General features: G+C 70.0%; 17 protein-coding genes. 4 read left to right on the top strand and 13 right to left on the bottom strand.

Features of this window, described 5'->3' with window-relative positions; genetic code table 11:
• Positions 1-61 precede the first annotated feature (61 nt).
• From RPX00_RS35755 to RPX00_RS35700, 12 genes are all read right to left on the bottom strand, one after another.
• Positions 62-1,423 carry an acetyl/propionyl/methylcrotonyl-CoA carboxylase subunit alpha gene (locus RPX00_RS35755; RefSeq protein ID WP_406632025.1) on the bottom strand — a complete coding sequence of 454 codons (1,362 nt, stop codon included), beginning with the start codon at positions 1,421-1,423 and terminating at the stop codon, positions 62-64.
• A gap of 42 nt (positions 1,424-1,465) precedes the next feature.
• Positions 1,466-1,936 carry an acetyl-CoA carboxylase biotin carboxyl carrier protein gene (locus RPX00_RS35750; protein WP_406632024.1) on the bottom strand — a complete coding sequence of 157 codons (471 nt, stop codon included), beginning with the start codon at positions 1,934-1,936 and terminating at the stop codon, positions 1,466-1,468.
• Positions 1,933-3,651: an acetyl-CoA carboxylase, carboxyltransferase subunit beta gene (gene accD, locus RPX00_RS35745; RefSeq protein ID WP_406632022.1), complete on the bottom strand. Its 1,719-nt coding sequence runs from the start codon at positions 3,649-3,651 to the stop codon at positions 1,933-1,935. The genes RPX00_RS35750 and accD overlap by 4 nt, the downstream gene beginning before the upstream one ends.
• A gap of 30 nt (positions 3,652-3,681) precedes the next feature.
• Entirely contained in the window at positions 3,682-3,942 is a 261-nt protein-coding gene (locus RPX00_RS35740) for an acyl carrier protein (RefSeq protein ID WP_406632020.1), read from the bottom strand.
• A gap of 23 nt (positions 3,943-3,965) precedes the next feature.
• Positions 3,966-5,183: a ketosynthase chain-length factor gene (locus tag RPX00_RS35735; protein WP_406632018.1), complete on the bottom strand. Its 1,218-nt coding sequence runs from the start codon at positions 5,181-5,183 to the stop codon at positions 3,966-3,968.
• Entirely contained in the window at positions 5,180-6,454 is a 1,275-nt protein-coding gene (locus RPX00_RS35730) for a beta-ketoacyl-[acyl-carrier-protein] synthase family protein (RefSeq protein ID WP_406632016.1), read from the bottom strand. The genes RPX00_RS35735 and RPX00_RS35730 overlap by 4 nt, the downstream gene beginning before the upstream one ends.
• A 161-nt stretch (positions 6,455-6,615) precedes the next feature.
• A complete protein-coding gene (locus RPX00_RS35725) occupies positions 6,616-7,479 on the bottom strand; it encodes an SDR family oxidoreductase (RefSeq protein WP_406632014.1) in 864 nt (287 codons plus the stop codon).
• Positions 7,476-9,065, bottom strand: a complete 1,590-nt coding sequence (locus tag RPX00_RS35720) for an FAD-dependent monooxygenase (RefSeq protein ID WP_406632012.1) — start codon at positions 9,063-9,065, stop codon at positions 7,476-7,478. Before RPX00_RS35720 ends, RPX00_RS35725 begins: the two co-directional genes overlap by 4 nt.
• Positions 9,066-9,087: 22 nt before the next feature.
• Positions 9,088-10,140 carry an LLM class flavin-dependent oxidoreductase gene (locus tag RPX00_RS35715; protein WP_406632010.1) on the bottom strand — a complete coding sequence of 351 codons (1,053 nt, stop codon included), beginning with the start codon at positions 10,138-10,140 and terminating at the stop codon, positions 9,088-9,090.
• A gap of 27 nt (positions 10,141-10,167) precedes the next feature.
• On the bottom strand, positions 10,168-10,683 hold the full coding sequence (locus RPX00_RS35710; RefSeq protein ID WP_406632008.1) for a flavin reductase family protein: 516 nt from the start codon (positions 10,681-10,683) through the stop codon (positions 10,168-10,170).
• 2 nt (positions 10,684-10,685) lie between these two features.
• Complete coding sequence (locus RPX00_RS35705; RefSeq protein ID WP_406632006.1) at positions 10,686-11,114, bottom strand: nuclear transport factor 2 family protein; 429 nt, start codon at positions 11,112-11,114, stop codon at positions 10,686-10,688.
• On the bottom strand, positions 11,111-12,058 hold the full coding sequence (locus RPX00_RS35700) for an aromatase/cyclase (protein WP_406632004.1): 948 nt from the start codon (positions 12,056-12,058) through the stop codon (positions 11,111-11,113). Before RPX00_RS35700 ends, RPX00_RS35705 begins: the two co-directional genes overlap by 4 nt.
• 414 nt (positions 12,059-12,472) lie before the next feature.
• Between RPX00_RS35700 and RPX00_RS35695 the strand changes: the two genes are divergently transcribed.
• The 4 genes from RPX00_RS35695 to RPX00_RS35680 all read left to right on the top strand — a co-directional run bounded on the left by RPX00_RS35695 (position 12,473) and on the right by RPX00_RS35680 (position 16,290).
• Positions 12,473-13,891 carry a DHA2 family efflux MFS transporter permease subunit gene (locus tag RPX00_RS35695; RefSeq protein WP_406632002.1) on the top strand — a complete coding sequence of 473 codons (1,419 nt, stop codon included), beginning with the start codon at positions 12,473-12,475 and terminating at the stop codon, positions 13,889-13,891.
• A 307-nt stretch (positions 13,892-14,198) separates the two neighbouring features.
• Positions 14,199-15,023 carry a BTAD domain-containing putative transcriptional regulator gene (locus RPX00_RS35690; protein ID WP_406632000.1) on the top strand — a complete coding sequence of 275 codons (825 nt, stop codon included), beginning with the start codon at positions 14,199-14,201 and terminating at the stop codon, positions 15,021-15,023.
• A gap of 210 nt (positions 15,024-15,233) precedes the next feature.
• Complete coding sequence (locus RPX00_RS35685; RefSeq protein ID WP_406631998.1) at positions 15,234-15,980, top strand: TIGR03621 family F420-dependent LLM class oxidoreductase; 747 nt, start codon at positions 15,234-15,236, stop codon at positions 15,978-15,980.
• A gap of 13 nt (positions 15,981-15,993) precedes the next feature.
• A complete protein-coding gene (locus RPX00_RS35680; RefSeq protein WP_406631996.1) occupies positions 15,994-16,290 on the top strand; it encodes an antibiotic biosynthesis monooxygenase family protein in 297 nt (98 codons plus the stop codon).
• 49 nt (positions 16,291-16,339) lie between these two features.
• Here the strand turns inward: RPX00_RS35680 and RPX00_RS35675 are convergent, their stop codons facing one another.
• Positions 16,340-17,896, bottom strand: coding sequence for a carboxylesterase/lipase family protein (locus RPX00_RS35675; RefSeq protein ID WP_406631994.1), 1,557 nt, complete (start codon positions 17,894-17,896; stop codon positions 16,340-16,342).
• Positions 17,897-17,990: the final 94 nt, after the last annotated feature.

The raw sequence follows: 17,990 nt of genomic DNA, 5'->3' as shown, positions 1-17,990 counted from the left end.
GGGAATCTGATTCCCTCAAGGAGTCCTTCACGGACCTCAGCGGGAGCCAGCCCGCGCACACTCAGGCAGCCTGCGACGCAGACCGGATCTCGTCCACGAGCGACGTGCTGTGCGCAGCCGACCGAAAAGCGGGATGGTCCAGCAGCTCCGCCAAGAACCCGGCCGTCGTGCTGATCCCCGGGCCGGATATCCGGAACTCCCCGAGCGCCCGCCGCATCCGGGCGATCGCCTGCGCGCGATCCGGCGCCCACACCACCAGCTTGGCCAGCAGCGAGTCGTAAGCCCCCGGCACCCGGTATCCGGCGTAGCCGTGCGTGTCCACCCGTACGAACGGCCCGCCCGCCGGCACGAACTCGGTCAGCGTTCCCGGGGCGGGGACGAAATCCCGGTCCGGGTCCTCGGCGTTGATCCGGCATTCGATCGCGCAGCCGCGCCGCACGACGTCCTCCTGGGAGAACCCCAGCGGCAGCCCGGCCGCGATCCGGATCTGCTCGCGCACCAGGTCCAGTCCGGTGACCATCTCGGTCACCGGATGCTCGACCTGGATCCGGCTGTTGACCTCCATGAACGAGAACGCGCCGTCCGGCCCGACCAGGAACTCGAACGTGCCCGCGCCGACGTAGCCAGCGGCGAGCGCGCTGCGCACCGCGACCCGGCCCATCTCGGCCAGCAGCTCCGGGTCGAGGCCCGGCGCCGGGGTCTCCTCGACCAGTTTTTGGTGCCGCCGCTGCACCGAGCAGTCCCGTTCCCCGAGGTGCACGCCGTTGCCGTGGGTGTCGCACAGCACCTGGATCTCCACGTGCCGCGCCGGGTTCAGGTACCGCTCGAGATACACCCGCGCGTCGCCGAACAGCGCGAGCGCGGTCCTGGTCGTCTCGCCGTATTTCCAGGCGAATTCGCCGGGTTCGGACACGACCTGCATGCCCTTTCCGCCGCCGCCCGCCGCGGGCTTGAGGATCACCGGATAGCCGATGCCGTCGGCGATCCGCCGGGCCTCGTCGGCGGCCGCGACCGGTTCGAGACTGCCCGGCAGCAGCGGCATCCCGGTGCCCGCCATCAGCGTCCTGGCTTCGACCTTGTCGCCGAGCTTCCGGATCACGTCGGCGGGCGGGCCGATCAGCGTGAGCCCGTTGCTCGCGCAGACCTCGGCGAAATCCGGTTCCTCGGAAAGGAACCCGTACCCGGGGTGCACGGCTTCGGCCCCGGTTTTCAGCGCCGCCTCGATCACCGCCGGAATGTAGAGATAGCTCGCCTTCGCCGCGGCCGGCCCGATCCGGACGGCCTCGTCGGCGAACCGGACCACGGCGGAGTCCTCGTCGGCGGCGGAGTACACGGCGATCGACCGGATGCCGAGTTCCCGGCACGTCCGGGCCACCCGGAGGGCGATCTCGCCCCGGTTTGCGATCAGTACCGAACCGAACACGGCCGCTCCTCGTCGTTGCTGTCAGCGGACACGGGAACCTCGTCAGCCGTCCTGCGCGAGGGCGAACAGCCGGGCCCCGTACTCGACCGGCGCCCCGTTCTCGGTCAGCACCGCCGCGATCCGGCCGTGCCGGTCGGCCTCCACCGGGATCATCATCTTCATCGCCTCGATGATGCCGACCTGTTTCCCCGGCGCGACCAGGTCTCCTTCGCTGACGAACGGCTTCGCGCCAGGCTCGGGAGCGTGGTAGAAAACGCCGACTGTCTGCGCGAGCAGGTATTCGAGATCGTCGACGGTCTCCTCGGCCGGAAGCACCGCCGAAGACCCGGCCGCCACCGTCTGGCCGTTCGCCGCGACCGGCCATTCCAGCTCCACCGCGACATCCGCCGCGCGCAACCGCAGGACCGCCGGCGGCTGCCGCACACCGGAAAGCAGCCCGGACGCGTGCGTGCAGACCGCGTCCACCAGCCGCAGGAGTTCGGGATTGTCTGTCGTGCGCTCGTCGTCGGTCATGCGGTGAGGCCCCCGTCCTCTCGGCGGGAGTCCGTCCCGCGGTGCGCGGCACCGAACCGGCGGAACCGGGCGTGGCGCCGGGTGAGCAGTTCCATCTGCTCCTGCTCGCCCAGCCGGGCCAGTTCGCCGAGCAGCACGGCACGCAGGCGCTCGGCGGCGAGATGGTGATCGGCCTGGACGCCGCCTGCCGGTTCGCGGATCACCGCGTCCACCACGCCGAGGCCCAGCAACCGTTCCGCGCTCACGCCGAGCGCGGCGGCGGCCTCCGGCGCGGCCTGCGCGTCCTTCCACAGGATGGCCGCACAGCCTTCCGGGCTGATCACCGAGTACACCGCGTGTTCCCAGATCAGCACCGTGTCCGCGACCGCGAGTGCGAGCGCCCCGCCGCTGCCGCCTTCGCCGGTCACCACCGCGACGATCGGCACCGGCAGCCCCGCCATCAGGCGCAGGTTTTCCGCGACCGCGATGGCCTGTCCCTGTTCCTCGGCCTCCACGCCGGGATGCGCGCCGGGGGTGTCCACCAAGGCGATCACCGGCAGTCCCAGCTTGGCCGCGATCCGCATGAGCCGCGCGGACTTCCGGTAGCCGCTCGGCTGCGGCATCCCGAAGCCCGCCGCGGCGAGTTCGTTCGCGTCGTGGCCCTTCTGATGGCCGAGCACCAGGACCGGGAGGCCGCCGATCCGGCCGAATCCGCCGACCAGCGAAGGGCTGTCGGCCGACAGCCGGTCGCCGTGCAGTTCGACGAACTCGTCCAGGATCCGGTGGAAGTAGTCCCTCGTGGTCGGCCGGTCCAGCGCCCGCGCCGACCGCACCGCCTGCCACGGATCCCGGGCCTCGAGCGCGCCCGGATCCCGCACCAGCGCGTCGCCGATCTCCGCCGCCGGACCGGAAGGCGCGACGTGCCGGTTGCCCGCCGACAGCAGCCTGCCGATCGTGCTCCGCAGTTCGCCGCGCGGGCAGATCAGGTCGACCAGCCCGTGGGCGAGCAGGAATTCGGCGGTCTGGAAGTCCGGCGGCAGCTCTTGGCGGATGGTCTGCTCGATCACCCGCCGCCCGGCGAAGCCCATCCGCGCGCCCGGTTCCGCGACCAGCACGTCGGACAGCGAGGCGAACGAGGCTGCGACCCCGCCGAACGTCGGGTCGGTGATCAGCGAAACGGTGAGCACCCCTGCCTCGTCGAGCTGCGCGAACGCCTGGCTGGTCTTGGCCATCTGCATCAGCGACAGCGCGCCCTCCTGCATCCGGGCGCCGCCGGAGGCGGTCACCACCAGCAGCGGGGTCCGGGTGCGCAGCGCTTCCTCGGCGGCCTGGGTGATGAGTTCGCCGACCGCCGAGCCGAGGCTGCCGCCCATGAACCGGAAGTCCATCGCCGCCACGACCACCGGCTGGCCCTCGATCTTCCCGCGAGCGCACAGCACCGCCTCGTCGAGCCCGGTCTCGCGGCGTGCTTCCGCGAGCCGCCGCGGATACGGCTTGAAGTCGACGAAACCCAGCGGATCGGCGTCCGCGGCCCGGAAGCCGAGCAGTTCGGCCGAACCCGGGTCGAGCAGCTGGGCTAGCCGTTCCGGGGCGGGCACCCGGCCGTGCCGCCCGCATTCCGGGCACACGCCGAGGGAGCGGGACAGCCGTTTGCCGTAGATCAGGTCGCGGCAGCCGGCGCAGACGACCCATTCGGCCGGGCCGGCGGCGGCGCGGTGCATCAGAGTTCCCGTCACATGAAGCTCCTTCCTGCTCGGCCGGCCCGCTCAGCCCGCCGTGACGTTCAGGCCTTTGTTCACCAGCTCCACCAGCTCGGCCGGGGAACCGACCGCGGTGACGTCGTCGTCGGAGAGCACGACGCCGTACTCGCGCTGGATCCGGGCCGAGGCCTCCAGCAGCGCGAGCGAGTCGTAGCCGAGTTCCTCGAACGTCGCGGTCGCGATCTCGCCGTCCAGATCGACGCCCTCTTCCTCGCCCGCGACCTCGCGGATCACGCGTTTGAGGGCTTCCAGGGTGAATTCCGCCATTTCAGGGTCCTTCCGCTCGGTGGTCACTTCGGTGCCCGGACGACCATGGCCGAGTTGTAGCCGCCGCGGCCGCGGGCCAGCACCAGCGCGGCGCCGACCTCGGCTTCCCGCGGCGTGTCCCGCACCAGGTCGATCGGGTGCTCCGGGGCAGGCTCCGCGACGTACAGCGTCGGCGGGACGACCTGGTCCCGGATGGACAGCAGGGCGCTCGCCAGATCGAGCGAAGCGGCGCCCGAATAGAGCCGTCCGGTCATCGTTTTCGGCGCGGTCACCGGAACCCCGCGCAGTCCGAACACCGCGGCGATCGCGGCGCTCTCGATCCGGTCCAGGTCCGGGATTCCGGCCGCGTCCGCGAAAACCACGTCGATCTCGTCCGGAGTCGCCTCGGCTCGGTCAAGCGCGAGTTCGATCGCGCGTCGCAGCCCTGGTTCGCGGCCGCTGCCCCGCTTCGGGTCGAAAGTCGCCGCGTACCCGGAGATCTCGCCGTAGCACCGCGCCCCGCGCTCTTTGGCCGCTTCCTGGTCCTCCACAACGAGGATGGCTCCGCCCTCGCCCGGCACGAAACCGTCGGCCTCCGCGCTGAACGGCCGGTAGCCCTGCTCCGGGTCGACGGCCCGGGTCAGCGAACCCGTGGCGAGCTGGGCCACCCAGCCCCACGGGCACAGCGAACCGTCGACGCCGCCGGTGACCACCAGCCGCACTCCCTTGCGCAGCTGCCGGGTCGCCTGCGCGACCGCGTCCAGCCCGCCCGCCTGGTCGGTCACCACCACGCCGCTGGGACCCCGCATCCCGTTGCGGATCGAGATCTGGCCGGTGTTGACCGCGTAGAACCACGCGAACGACTGGTAGGCGCTGACGTACTCGCTGCCCTTGCTCCACAGCTTCTCCAGCTCGTGCTGGGCGAATTCGAAGCCGCCGGACGCGCTCGCGGTGACCACGCCCATCGAGAACTCGTCGAACTCCGCGGCCTCGGCCTTCGCGTCGGCCAGCGCCCAGTCCGCGGCGACCAGCGCGAGCTGCGTCATCCGGTCGGTCTGCGGCACGAGCCGGCTCGGCAGGTGCTCCCGCACCCGGAAGTCCGGGATCTCGCCGAACAGTGAGGACGGGTACCGGCTCGGGTCGAAACGGGTGATCGGGCCGATGGCGCTGCGGCCTTCGAGCGTCGCCGACCAGAACTCGTCCACGCCCATGCCGTTCGGCGCGGTGACGCCGATTCCGGTGACCACCGCGTTGCCGGTCACGACGCCGCCCCGACCGGGCGGGTCAGCACCATCGCGCTCTGGAACCCGCCGAACCCGCTCCCGACGCTCAGCACCGCGTCGAGCCGCCGTTCCCGCGCCGCGAGCGGCACGTAGTCCAGGTCGCATTCCGGGTCCGCTTCGTGCAGATTCGCCGTCGGCGGCACGATCCCGTGCTCGATGGCGAGCGCGCAGGCGGCGATCTCGATCGAGCCGATCGCGCCGAGCGAATGCCCGACCATCGACTTGATCGAGCTGACCGGGGTCCGGTAGGCGTGCTCGCCGAGGCTCGACTTGAACGCGGCGGTCTCGTGCCGGTCGTTCTGCCGGGTCCCGGAGCCGTGCGCGTTGATGTAGTCGATCGCCGTCCCCGGCAGCCGGGCCTCGTCCAGCGCCGCGGTGATCGCGGCCGCCATTTCCCGGCCGTCCGCGCGCAGCCCGGTCATGTGGTAGGCGTTGCAGCGCGACGCGTACCCGGAGATCTCGGCGTAGATGTGCGCTCCGCGGCGCCGCGCGTGCTCGTACTCTTCGAGCACGAACATCGCGGAGCCTTCGCCCAGCACGAATCCGTTGCGGCTGCGGTCGAACGGCCGCGACGCGGTGGCCGGTTCGTCGTTGCGCGGCGTGGTGGCCTTGATCGCGTCGAAACAGGCCAGCGTGATGCCGGCGATCGGCGCGTCCGTCGCACCGGTGATCACCACGTCGGCCTCGCCGTCGCGGAGCAGATCCGCCGCGTAGCCGACCGAATCGAGTCCCGAAGTGCATCCGGCGGAAACGACCGAGGCCGGTCCCTCGGCCCCGACCGTCCACGCCACCTCCGCCGCCAGCGAACTGGGCACGAAATAGTCGTAGAAATGCGGCACCGCGTATTCGTGGTCGGTCAGCCACATCCGGCCGCCGTTGCTGATGACGACGTATTCCTCTTCGAGTTTCATCGTGCAGCCGACCGCGCTGCCGAGCGCGACGCCGATCCGGCCGGGATCGAGCGAGGCGAATTCCAGTTCGCTGTCGGCCACCGCTTCGCGCGCGGCGACCACCGCGAATTGCGCGGCCCGGTCCATCCGGCGGATCTCCTGCGGCCCGAGGCCGTGCGCCGCCGGGTCGAAATCGCATTCGCCGGCCACCTGCGACCGGTACGGTTCGGGGTCGAGCAGCGTGATCCGGCGGGTCGCGGTCCGGCCGGCGGAGATCAGGTCCCAGAACTCCTTGGCGCCGCCGCCACCCGGAGCCATGACCCCGATCCCGGTGATCACGACGCGTCGGGCGTTCGACATGGATTGTCCACACCTTCCCTTGACGGGACCGCCTCGCGGCGGCCAGCCGAATGCCGGCCAGCCGCGCTGCCAGCCGAGACCGGACCGGACAGTTCCGGCCCTTCGCTTATTCTTTCAGCGGCCGGTACAGGAAAACTAAGGAGCCGCTGTAGAAAACGCGCTCAGGAAAACGCGGGCGCGTGCCGCACGGCCCATTCCCGGAAAGTCGCCGCCGGGCGGCCGAGCACTTCGGAAACGGTCGGCACGCATTCCGCGCGCACGTTTCCGGGCCAGGCCAGCGCCTGTTCCAGCGATTCCAGCACCCCGGCGACGGTTTCCTCCGGATGCTTCCGCAGCATCGCCGCCCGGTGCTGCGCGAGAGAAACCCGCCGGACCTCGATGTCCCGGTTCAGCACCTCGCCGAGGACCGCGATCTGGCCCGCCGCGCTGAGCTGCTCCGGCCCGCTCAGGTCGTACGTCTTGCCCGCATGTCCGTGCCCGCACAGCGCTTCCACCGCCACCGCGGCGATGTCGGCCGGATCGATCGGAGCCTGCACGAGGTCCGGCGCCGGCGTGGCGGCGGTCCCGTCCGCGCTGATCGATCCCGCCCAGGCCAGCGCATTCGACATGAACTCGCCCGGCCGCAGGATCGTCCATTCCAGACTGGAGGCGCGAAGGGCGTCCTCCGCGTCGCGGTGCCAGGCCGCGAGCGCGTTGTCCTGCCCCGATTCCTCCGCTTCGGCGACTCCGGCGGAAGACAGCTGCACGATCCGCTTCACTCCGGCGTCCGCGGCCGCTTTGACCAGGTTCGCGTCGTGGATCGCCTTGCAGTGTCCGGGCGACATCAGGAACACGCTGTCGATCCCGTCGAGCGCCGGCGGCAGGCTCTCCGGCACACCCAGGTCACCGCCGACCACCCGCGTCCCCGGTGGCAAGTCCGCCTTTTCCGGGGAGCGGGTCAGCGCCGTCGCCGGTACGCCGTCCGCCCGCAACCGGGCGAGCACCGCGCCGCCGACCGTGCCGGTCGCTCCCGTCACCAGGATCATTCCGCACCTCGGTCCAGGACGATGCGCAACGCCCGTTCCAACTCCGCTGGCGCGGACTGCCCCGGCGCCCGCCACGCGATGAACCGATCCGGGCGAACCAGCACCGCCCCGGCGTCAGTCACCCCGTACGCCCGCGCCCACCGATCCGCGGCGGAACCGCCGATCCGGAAGCCCCGCAAGGGAATTCCCAGCCGTTCGGCGATCTCCGGCACCGAGTCCAGCAGCCGCGCCTCGGCGGGCCCGGCCAGCAGCACGAACCCGCGCCCGAACAGCCCGATCGTCGAATCCGCCTCGGCACCGGGCCCCAGCGGGACATCGGGCGCCCGCGATCCCGGGCGTCCGGTCGGTTTCGTCGGGTCCTCCAGCAATTCGCCCTCGTCGTCCGGCTCCCGCACCACCGCGCCGTGCGCGTACCGGTAGCCGAAGACCTGCGTCACCGGGCTGATGATCTCCGCCGCGGTCCCGTCGTCCAGCCCCGGCGCGAGCCGTTGCAGGGTGTTCGCGAACTGCTGCTCGGCGATCATCTCCGCGACCGGCCTGCGTTCCGCGTCGTGGCTGTCCAGCAATCCCGGACCGGCCTCGCCCCGGAGCACCGCCGCCAGCTTCCACGCGAGGTAGAACCCGTCCATGATCGCGGTGCTGCCGCCGAGCCCGCCCGGGGCCGGGACGACCTTCGCCGCGTCGCCGATCAAGTGCACCCTGCCCTCGGTGAACCGGTCCGCGATGCTCTCCACCAGCGGCGTCTCGCCGACCCCGGCCACCTCCAGCTCCGGCATCCCGAGCCCGCGCCGGACCAGCCCGGCCGCGCGTTCCGGCGGCCAGTCCCGCCAGTCGACGGGCTCGTCGGTCAGCCCGCGGATGTAGCCGTACCGCCCCGGCACGTCCGTGGTGTAGAAAACCCCGGGCATGCTGTCTTCCAGCAGATGGAAGAGAGCGAACCGCTCGCCTTCCGCCACGCCTTCGAGGTCGGCGAGCGGACCGGACATGTCGGCGTCGAAGAACACCCGCAGCAGATGCCCCAGCACACCGCGGCCGTGCGAACCGATGCCCGCGCCCTCGCGGACCGGGCTGCGCCGCCCGTCCGCGCCGACCAGGTAACCGGCCCGCACTGTCCGCTCCGCCCCGTTCTCCCGCAGCACCGCGGTGACGCCGCTGGCGTCCTGCTCGAACGAGACGAGTTCGGTGGAGAACCTCAGGTCGGCCCCGAGTTCGCGCGCCCGGTCGGCCAGGATCGGCTCGGTGCGCTCCTGGCTCGCCATCGCCCATTCCTGCGGGGAAACGTGCCGCATCGACATTTCCCCGTTGGTCATGATGCTGTGCAGCACCGGACCGGCCAGCGACTTCGCGACGACCATGTAGAAGTCCTCGCTGCCGCCGGGGCCCGCCGCCCGCACCCGCTCGGCCACGCCGCCGATCGCCAGCGCCTCCATCACGTGCGGGTACTGGCCCCTGGCCTTCATCACGGCCGACGTGGTCGGATGTTTTTCCACCAGCAGCGGCCGGACCCCGTGCAGCCCGAGGAAGAGCGCGGCGGTCAGTCCGGCCAGTCCGCCGCCGACGATCAACACCGGCACCTCGTCAGTCACCGTTCGCCTCCTCCCCCGCCGCTCAGGCGAACCGGGGCAGCACGTGCTCGGCGAACAGCCGCATGGTGCGCACCGATTCCTCGAGCGGCATGTTGCCCGCGGTCGGCTGCAGGCTGACGGTGATCTCACCGAACCATTCGCGGATCTGGCGCACCTGCGCCACCACCTCGTCCGGCGTGCCGACGAGCACCTTGGTCTCGCGGATCTGGTCCTCGAAACTGCTCGACTTCGCCTTCTGCGCGATCTGCTCGTAGCCGCGGTACTGCTCGCTGCGGGTGGTGGCCCACGAGGTCACCGCGCCGACGAGCTTCTCGTGCGTGTTCTCGGCGTACGCCTTCCCCAGCGTCCTGGCCTGTTCCGGATCCTCGGAAAGGTAGGTGTTGTAGGTCATGTGGACCTGGCCCTCGCCCTGGTGCCCGGCGCCGGCGTAAGCCTTGCGGTACAAGGCGAGCATGTCCTGGACCTTCTCGACCTTGTTGATCGAGGGCACCATCATCACGCCGTAGCCGGCGACCCCGGCGGCCTCGGCGGACTCCGGGGTGCGCGCGGTCGCGACCAGGATCGGCGGATGCGGCTGCTGGAACGGCCTCGGCAGCATGGTGACCGGGCCGAACTGGTAGAACTGGCCGTCCCACACCACGTTCTCCTCGGCCCACAGCCGGCGGCACGCTTCGACACCCTCGTCGAACCGCGGGCGGCTTTCGTCCATGGAGATCTGGAAGGCGGCGAATTCGTCCGGAAGGAAAGCCCGGCCGAAGCCGACTTCCAGCCGTCCGCGCGAAATGTTGTCGAGCATCGCCAGTTTCCCGGCCAGCTTCAGCGGATGCGTGAACGCGGGCAGCACCGCGCCGGTCACCAGGCGGATCCGCTCGGTCCGGGCGGCCGCGGCGGCGAGGAACGTCACCGGGTCAGGGCTGTAGCCGCCGTAGGAGGTGAAATAGTGCTCGACGGTTTTGACGTGGTCGAAGCCGAGCTTGTCCGCCAGCTCCGCGAGTTCGAGGAATTCCGCGAACACCTGCACGCCGCTCTTTTCCTCCGGCGTGACGTTGGGCGCGAGATTGATGCCGAACTTCATGGGTCCTCCTGAGGTTGTCCGGGGATGTCAGCGCCCGGCGGGAATGGGGCGGGCCTCGCCGGCCGGCCACGCGGAATAGCTCTTGCGGTAGTAGACGAGCGGGGGCCGGTCGTAGGCCTCCCCGTCGTCGAGCAGGCCGATCACGACCGAGTGGTCGCCGACCCGGATTTCTTCGCGGACCGAGCATTCCGCGTGCGCGAGCACGTGCCCGGCGAGGATCGGCGCGCCGCCGCCCGAAGGCGCGGGGAGCCAGTCGAATCCGGCCAGCTTCCCCCGGCCCTTCCTGGCGAACCGGTCGGCCAGCGCGCTGCCGTTCCCGGCCAGGAAGTTCACCACGAACGCGCGGGAGTGCCGGATCGCCTGCAGCGTCTGGGAATTCTCGTCGAGGCAGACCAGCAGCAGCGGCGGCGTCTTGGCCACCGCGGTCACCGTGTTCATGGTCAGGCCGCAGGGGTCGCCGTCGTCGCCCACCGCGGTGACGACCGCGACGGCGGTGGGCAGGGAGCCGAAGATCTCCCGGAACTTGTCGGGGTCGACAGGCATGGTCATCCTTCCGCGGTCGAGCCGTCGTGCCACACCGAACGGTGCTCGACCAGCCACGAGCCCCCGGACCGCACCAGCACGTCCTCCGCCCGCGTGCTGAGGTGCACTTCGGCGGAGCCGCCGGCCGGCGTCTGCACGACCGTCGCGTAATAGCGGGTGCGCACCGCGCCGGGGCCGTCCGGCCGCGCGGTCACCATCCCGATCCAGTGCCGCCGGTCGAGCTGTTTCGCCGCGACCTTCTCGACCGCGGCGCGCATCTTCGCCGCGATCTCGTCGCGGCCCTTCCACGGCTGGGGAAGCACGTTCTGTTCGAAGACCCCGTCCGGGGTGAAAGTGCGCGCCCATTCCTCGGCCGCACCGTCGTCGAGCAACTGCATCTGGGCGGAATAAAACTGCTGGAGTTCGGCGTACACCGCCGGGTCCACCGTCATGAGCGGGCCTTCGCTGCGCGTTCGGCGAATTCCTTGGCCAGCCCCAGAGTGATCTGGCTGTTCCCGCTCAACGCCGACCGGGCGAACTCTTTCGCCTGCTCAATCGTGGCCCCGGCGCCCAGCACCGCTTCGACCTTCCCCGGGTCGATGACGACCGAATGCTGGGAGGTGATCCGCACCCCGGCCTCGCTTTCGTCGAAGAACCAGCATCCGACGTGCGCGGAAAGCACCGCTGGCAGCACCTGCTGCTTGTACGCGATCTTCTTTTCCGCCAGGCAGATCCGCACCGATCGCGTGGTGTGCGCCGAACCGTCCTTGGCCGTGGTGTCCATTTCGAGGATCTGCACGTCCGGGGCCGGTTCGGCGACGTCGGCGCGGGCCACGTGCGGCAACCGGGCAGGCCAGTCCTGTGCGTCCCGGATGAACGCATACGCGTCGGCACGCGAGCCGCCGACCACCACACTGTCCGCAAAGGACAGTACGCCGCCGTGTTTTTCCTGCTCCGCTCCGGTTTTCAGCGCCGCCAGCTCGTGCGCGCTGTTCTCGCCGACCACGCGTTCGATCCAGGCCAGGCTCTCCGGGTCGTCCGTCAAGGCCCGGTATTCGTGCCGGATGCGGACCGTGCTCCGGCCGTGCCCCGGCTCGACCGACCATTCGCTGTCCATCGCGGCGAGCGGCGGCGGCGAAGTCAGCTGGGAGAACCGGACCGAGGACGGCCCCTTTCCCGCCGCCCGCCCGGTGACCCAGCTTTTCACCTGGCCGCCCGCGGTGGCCCAGACCTGGAACCGTTCTCCGGCCGCGCCGTCGCCGAGCCTTTCCACGTGCACCATCGGCGGAAATACCAGCGGCCAGTTCTCGATGTCGTCGATTGTGGCGAAGATGCGATCAGCGGGCGCCCCGATCGTCTCGGCGTGCACACTGGTCTGCCATTCGTCTTCGGGCAAGGCAGCCTCCGTCCCCGTGAGTCTTTTCCAGACGCGGCATCGCGAACCGGGTGAGGCCAATGCTGGCAGTCCGCACTGAGGCTTTCCTGGAGCCGCGGTACATCGCGGCTGAAATGTCCTGCGCACCGCGAAAATGGCCGATCATTTGTGACTTGACTCACACTCGAATGGTTGACTTGACCTCGACATAACTAGAGATGAAAGACTCAGTTTCGCTTATGGCACAACGCTTTTGCCGATATCCGACATCAGGGAGGACTCCATGCACGGGCCGATTGCCGGCTACGCGACCGAGCGCGGATCGGCGGTGCGTCGATGACAAATCCGCAGGGAACGGGCGCTGAAGAAGCCGGAATCCGCGGTTCGACGAGGAATTCTCCGAGCGAATCGAAAACCGTACGGTCGCCGAGCAAGATGCTCGCCCTGACGCTTCTCGCGTCCGCCCAGTTCATGCTGGTCGTCGACAGCTCGATCGTGAACATCGCGCTTCCCTCGATTCAGGCCGACCTGAAAATGTCGGCCGCCGAGCTTTCCTGGGTGGTCAACGCGTACGTCCTCGTATTCGGCGGCTTCCTGCTGCTCGGCGGACGGCTCGCGGATCTCGCCGGCCGCCGCCGGATGTTCATGCTCGGCCTCGCACTGTTCACTCTCGCCTCGCTGCTCGGCGGTTTCGCGCAGAGTTCGGAATGGCTCTACGGCGCGCGGGCGGTGCAGGGGCTCGGGGCCGCGCTCACCTCGCCCGCCGCGCTTTCCTTGCTCACCACCACGTTCTCCGAAGGCAAGGAGCGCAACCGCGCGCTCGGCATCTGGGGCGCGGCGGTCGGCGCCGGCGGAGCGTGCGGCGTGCTGCTCGGCGGCGTGCTCACCAGCTGGCTCGGCTGGGAATGGGTGCTGTTCATCAACGTTCCGGTCGGCGCGATCGCCATCGCGCTCGCTCCCCGCCTGCTGCGCGAGAGCGTCGCCGACGACGCGGCGGGCATCGACGTGCCCGGCGCGGTCTTCATCACCGGCAGCATGGCGTTGCTGGTCTGGGGCTTGGTGGACGCGGAAAAGTCCGGCTGGGGATCCACCGGCACCATCGTCCGGCTGGCCGTCGCCGTCGTGCTCTTCGCCGCTTTCGTCGTGACCGAGAAACGGGTCAAGAACCCGCTCGTCCCGTTCTCCATTTTCCGCAACTGGGCGGTGACCTCGGCGAACGTGCTCAACGTGCTGCTGAGCATGACCCTGCTGGCGATGTTCTTCTTCATCGCGGTGTACCTGCAGGAGGTCCTCGGGTTCAGCGCGCTGGTGGCCGGCCTCGCCTACCTTCCGCTCACCGCGACCATCGTCGCCTCGTCCCAGCTCGCCGGGAAACTGGTCGGCAAGCTGGGCCCGAAGTGGGCCGCGGTCACCGGTCTCGCGCTGCTGACCGCGGGGCTGGGCTGGTTCGCGTCGGTGCGGGCGGGCGGCAGCTACGCGGTCGACGTCCTCGGCCCGTCGCTGCTCTGCGGCACCGGCATGGGGCTTTCCCTTGTCGCGGTGACGATCGCGGCGATGAGCGGCACCCGCCCGCAGGAGGCCGGACTGGCTTCCGGGCTGATCAACACGACCCAGCAGATCGGCGGAGCGCTCGGCCTCGCCATCATCGCGTCGGTCGCGGCCGCCACGACCGCAGGCTTCGGCGCGGGCGCGGAGCACAATCCGCAGTACCTCACCGAAGGTTTCCAGAACGGTTTCCTTCTGGCCGCCTGCGTCGCGCTCGCCGCGGCGTTGCTCTCGCTCGTGCTGCTGCGTTCCCGCGGCACCGCGGCGGCACCGCAAGCCGAAGAGCACATTTCCCCCGCGTCCAGCTGAAATAACCGGCCATCGGCCCGCCGTGCCACTGCGCTGTCGAATTCCCCCGGACAGCGCAGTGGCACTTCGCGCGCCAATTCCCGGCGAATAGGTTCGGCAGCTTCCCGCTCCCTGGACTCTTCGATCAAACCCGTGCTAGGCTCGTCACTGTCTGTAGACACGCGCAATTGAACACGCGCCACCGTGTTCGGCCGTTTAACCGTATTTCCGCCAATCGGCGAAGCTTTCGGCACTGTCGCGGCACTGGATCAGAGCTTCGCGAAATAGGACCGGCATGTTCAGTTAGCGAATACCTTTGGGGGAAAACTTGCGTTTCTACGTACTTGGCGGCCTTCGCATCACGAACGGGAAGGAATCGTATCTGCCGACCGCGCCCAAGCAACGCCAGCTCGTCGCGCTGCTCCTGCTCAACGCCAACAAGCCGGTGTCGACCGAAACCTGCATGAGCGAGCTGTGGGAGGGCCGCCCGCCGCGGACCTGGGCGCAGACCCTGCAGACCTACGTGCTGCAGATCCGCCGCGCGCTGGCCGCGGACCCGGACCTGGGTTCGCTCTCCGCGGCGAGGAAGCACCTGGCCACCATCGCCCGCGGCTACGCCATGGTCGTCCCGCCCGGAAGCTTCGACCTCGAGCGGTTCCGGGAGTCGGCGGCGCGGGCCCGCGCGGCCCGGCAGGCCAAGGACGACCTGCTGGTGTCGCAGCTGAGCCGCGAGGCGCTCGCCGCCTGGAACGGACCGGCGCTGTCCGACGTCGACCTCGGCCCGATCCTGCGCGGCCAGGTGCGCAGCCTCGAGGAGGCGCGGGCCTCGACCGCCGAGCAGTGCTACGAAGCGGAGCTGCGCCTGGGGTACCACCGCGAACTGCTCAGCGAACTCGGGGCGGCGGCCGCCCAGGACCCGATGAACGAGAACCTCCAGGCCTTGTTCATGCTCGCGCTGTACCGGTCCGGCAGGCAGGTGCAGGCGCTGGAGGTGTTCCGGCGGCTGCGCGCCGACCTCGCCGGGGAACTGGGCCTCACGCCGTCCGCCCGGATCAGCAGGCTGCACGAGGCCATCCTGCGGATGGATCCGGCGCTGGACGACCAGAGCCGCCAGCAGTCCGCCCTCACCTCGAGCTACGCGAGCCAGCCCTGATCGTTTCCCGGGACCACGACCGGAGGTCGCCTTGACATCGGCATCGGGCGGTTCCGCGCCCGCTCTTCGTTTCGGAATCAATCTCCTCGCCACCGGCTCGCGACGGGAGTTCGCCGCGAAATGCCGGAAAGCCGAATCGCTCGGCTACGACGTGCTCCTGCTGTCCGACCATCTCCGGCTGCCGTCCTCCCCGCCGCCGCGGGGCCCGCCATGGCCCCGCTGCCGGCGCTCGTCTCCGCGGCCGAAGCCACGGAACGGCCGAGGGTCGGCACTTTCGTGCTCAACGGCGGTTTCCACACTCCGCTCCTGCTGGCCCGCGACATCGCGACGATCGACCGCCTCACCGACGGCAGGCTCGAACTCGGGCTCGGCGCCGGCTACGTCCGCGGCGAGTTCGAGGCCGCGGGCCTGCCGTGGGGAGACCGCGTCGGCCGGCTGGAAACCCTGGTCCGCGAGGTCGGCGCGTTCCTGGAAGACCCGGGTTTCGGGCTGGATCTCGTCCAGAAACCGCGGCCGCCGCTGCTGATCGGGGCCAACGGCGACCGGATGCTGCGGTTCGCCGCCGGGAACGCGGACATCGTCGGGTTCAGCGGCCTGCGCCAGGACCCCGGCCGGCCGTCGGGCGAACTGACGCTGGTCGACGCGGCCGCGATGGCCGAGCGAGTCGGCCGCCTGACCAAGACGGCCGCCGACCTCGGCCGCGGCCCCGAGCTGAACGTCCTGGTGCACACCGTGGCCCTCACCGCCGACCCGCGGGCCGCGACAAGGGGCATCCGCGGCCGCCCGGACGGCATGACCGACGACGAGGCGCTCGCGCTTCCCGGCCTGCTCGCGGGTTCGGCCCGCGAACTGGCGGACGGCGTCCTCGAACGCCGGGAGCGCTTCGGATTCACGTATTTCACCGTGCTGGAACCTTTCCTGGACCAGTTCGGGAAGGTCATCGAACAACTGCGCTGAAGGAGAGAAGACCATGATCGTGCTGGTGAACAAGATGACCGTGACCGGCTCCCCCGAAACCTACGAAAAGCTCTACGAACGAGCGGGCCGGTACATGGAAGAACAGCCGGGCCTGATCCGGTATCAGCTCTCGCGGTCGCAGAAGGAATCCGACGTCTATTTCAACGTCGCGGAATGGGAATCGGCGGAAGCCTTCGAGCAGGCCGCCCGCGGCGAACGGTTCGCCGAACTGCTCGCCGATTTGTCCGGCCTGGTGGAAAGCGACCAGGACCTGTACGAGGTGGTCCTCGAAGGCACCCCTGGCACGTGACCACCCCGTGAAACGGCCGGCCCGGCATCGACCGGGCCGGCCGTTTCGTTCAGCTTCCCGGAACTCCCAGCGACGACCAGAACCCGCACTGGTGCTCGGCAGCGAGATCGACGAGCGCGATCCCGCCCGGCACGCCCGAGAACGCCAGCACGTCCGAACTGGCCCCGAACCGAGGCCAGACAGGAGCACCAGGCGATTCGGGAACGCCCGTGCGGGCAAAGGAAGTCCAGTACCCGATCATCGCGTCGCCCAAAGCACGTTGCGTCGCCGTCAATTCCGCGCCCGCCTCGGCGTAGCGGAACAAGTACTGCAGTTCCGCGGTGTGCTGCGCGCCAGCGGGAAATCCGGGAATCTCCTTCCGCGGAGGAGCGGTGCGATCCGAGAATTCGTAGGCGCGGACCGTCACATGCCGAGCGGCGGATTGGGCGGTCCACAACGTCGGGCACACCGAGATTCTCGGCATCGCGTCCTGGTAATCGGTATTCGCCGCCGCGAGCGCGAGGCTTGGCGTCGCATAGTCCCCCAGCGGATACCGCGCCAGCACCTTGTCCGCGTCAGCCCCGTAATCCTGCCGGAGCACCTCCGGATACTGCTCGGCCGTCACCGGCTTCCCCGCCCCGTCGTAACGGGGACCGACGAGAAACCGCGCCTCGTCCCGATTTCCGCCCACCAGCAGGTCCACCCGATGGAAATCACCACTGCGCAAGGCATCCGCGGGCTGGACCGGCACCACCGAAGTCCCGGCAACCGGCTGCCACACCTGACCGCCCGCCGCCGCAAGCAATTCAGCGACCGACCGCCCGCGAAGACACCCGGCTGGATCAGCCCCCGCACAACCAGCCGCAGCCGCCACCCGCTCCCCGTCCGTCTCAGCCTCGGCGCGAGCCCGGAACGGCACCGCGCACGGCCCGCTCTGCAAGATCGCGCGCCGGAACAACCCAGCCGCGCCCGGCGATACGAGCTGACCACACAGCCCAGTCGCGCCCGCCGACTCCCCGAACGCGGTCACCAGATCCGGGTCCCCGCCAAACGCCGCCGCATTGCGCTTCACCCACCGCAACGCCGCCTGCTGGTCCTCGAGCCCGAAATCACCGGACTCCTTCAACGACCGATGAGCGAGAAAACCCAAGACACCCAACCGGTAATTCACCGTGACTACGACGACGTCCCCACGCTCGACCATCCGCGTCGGGTCGTACAGCGCGCCCGACCCCACCACGAACCCGCCGCCGTGAAACCAAACCAGCACCGGCCGTTTCGCCCCACTGGGATTCGCCGGCGTGAAAACGTTGAGCTTAAGGCAATCCTCGTCCCCAGCCACCCCCGGCTGCGGACACGCTGCCGACGCGCGCGAAGCGTCCAACGGCTCCGTCCAAGACCCCGGTTCCGCAGGCGACGCCCACCGCCGCGCCCCAACCGGCGCCGCCGCATACGGAATCCCCTGAAACGAAAGAACCTTCTCGGTCACCACCCCGCGCACCGGCCCGTGATCCGTGTCCACCACTTGGCCCACCGCCGCGGCTGCCGTCGTTACCGGCAGTCCCCACCCGGCCAGCGAACACACCACGAGCGCGAGACTTATTCGCACGCTTTTCCGTCTTGACATCAGATCTCCCCATTAGCCGAACTCCGACCAGAACCGGTTCCGCGCCACGGAAGTCGTTGCGTCACCTCATCAGGCGACTTCCTTGACCTTCACC

Origin of the sequence: Amycolatopsis sp. WGS_07 (assembly GCF_045278895.1) — a bacterium.
Classification (GTDB): domain Bacteria; phylum Actinomycetota; class Actinomycetes; order Mycobacteriales; family Pseudonocardiaceae; genus Amycolatopsis.
This window is presented reverse-complemented; position numbering and strand designations above follow the sequence as displayed.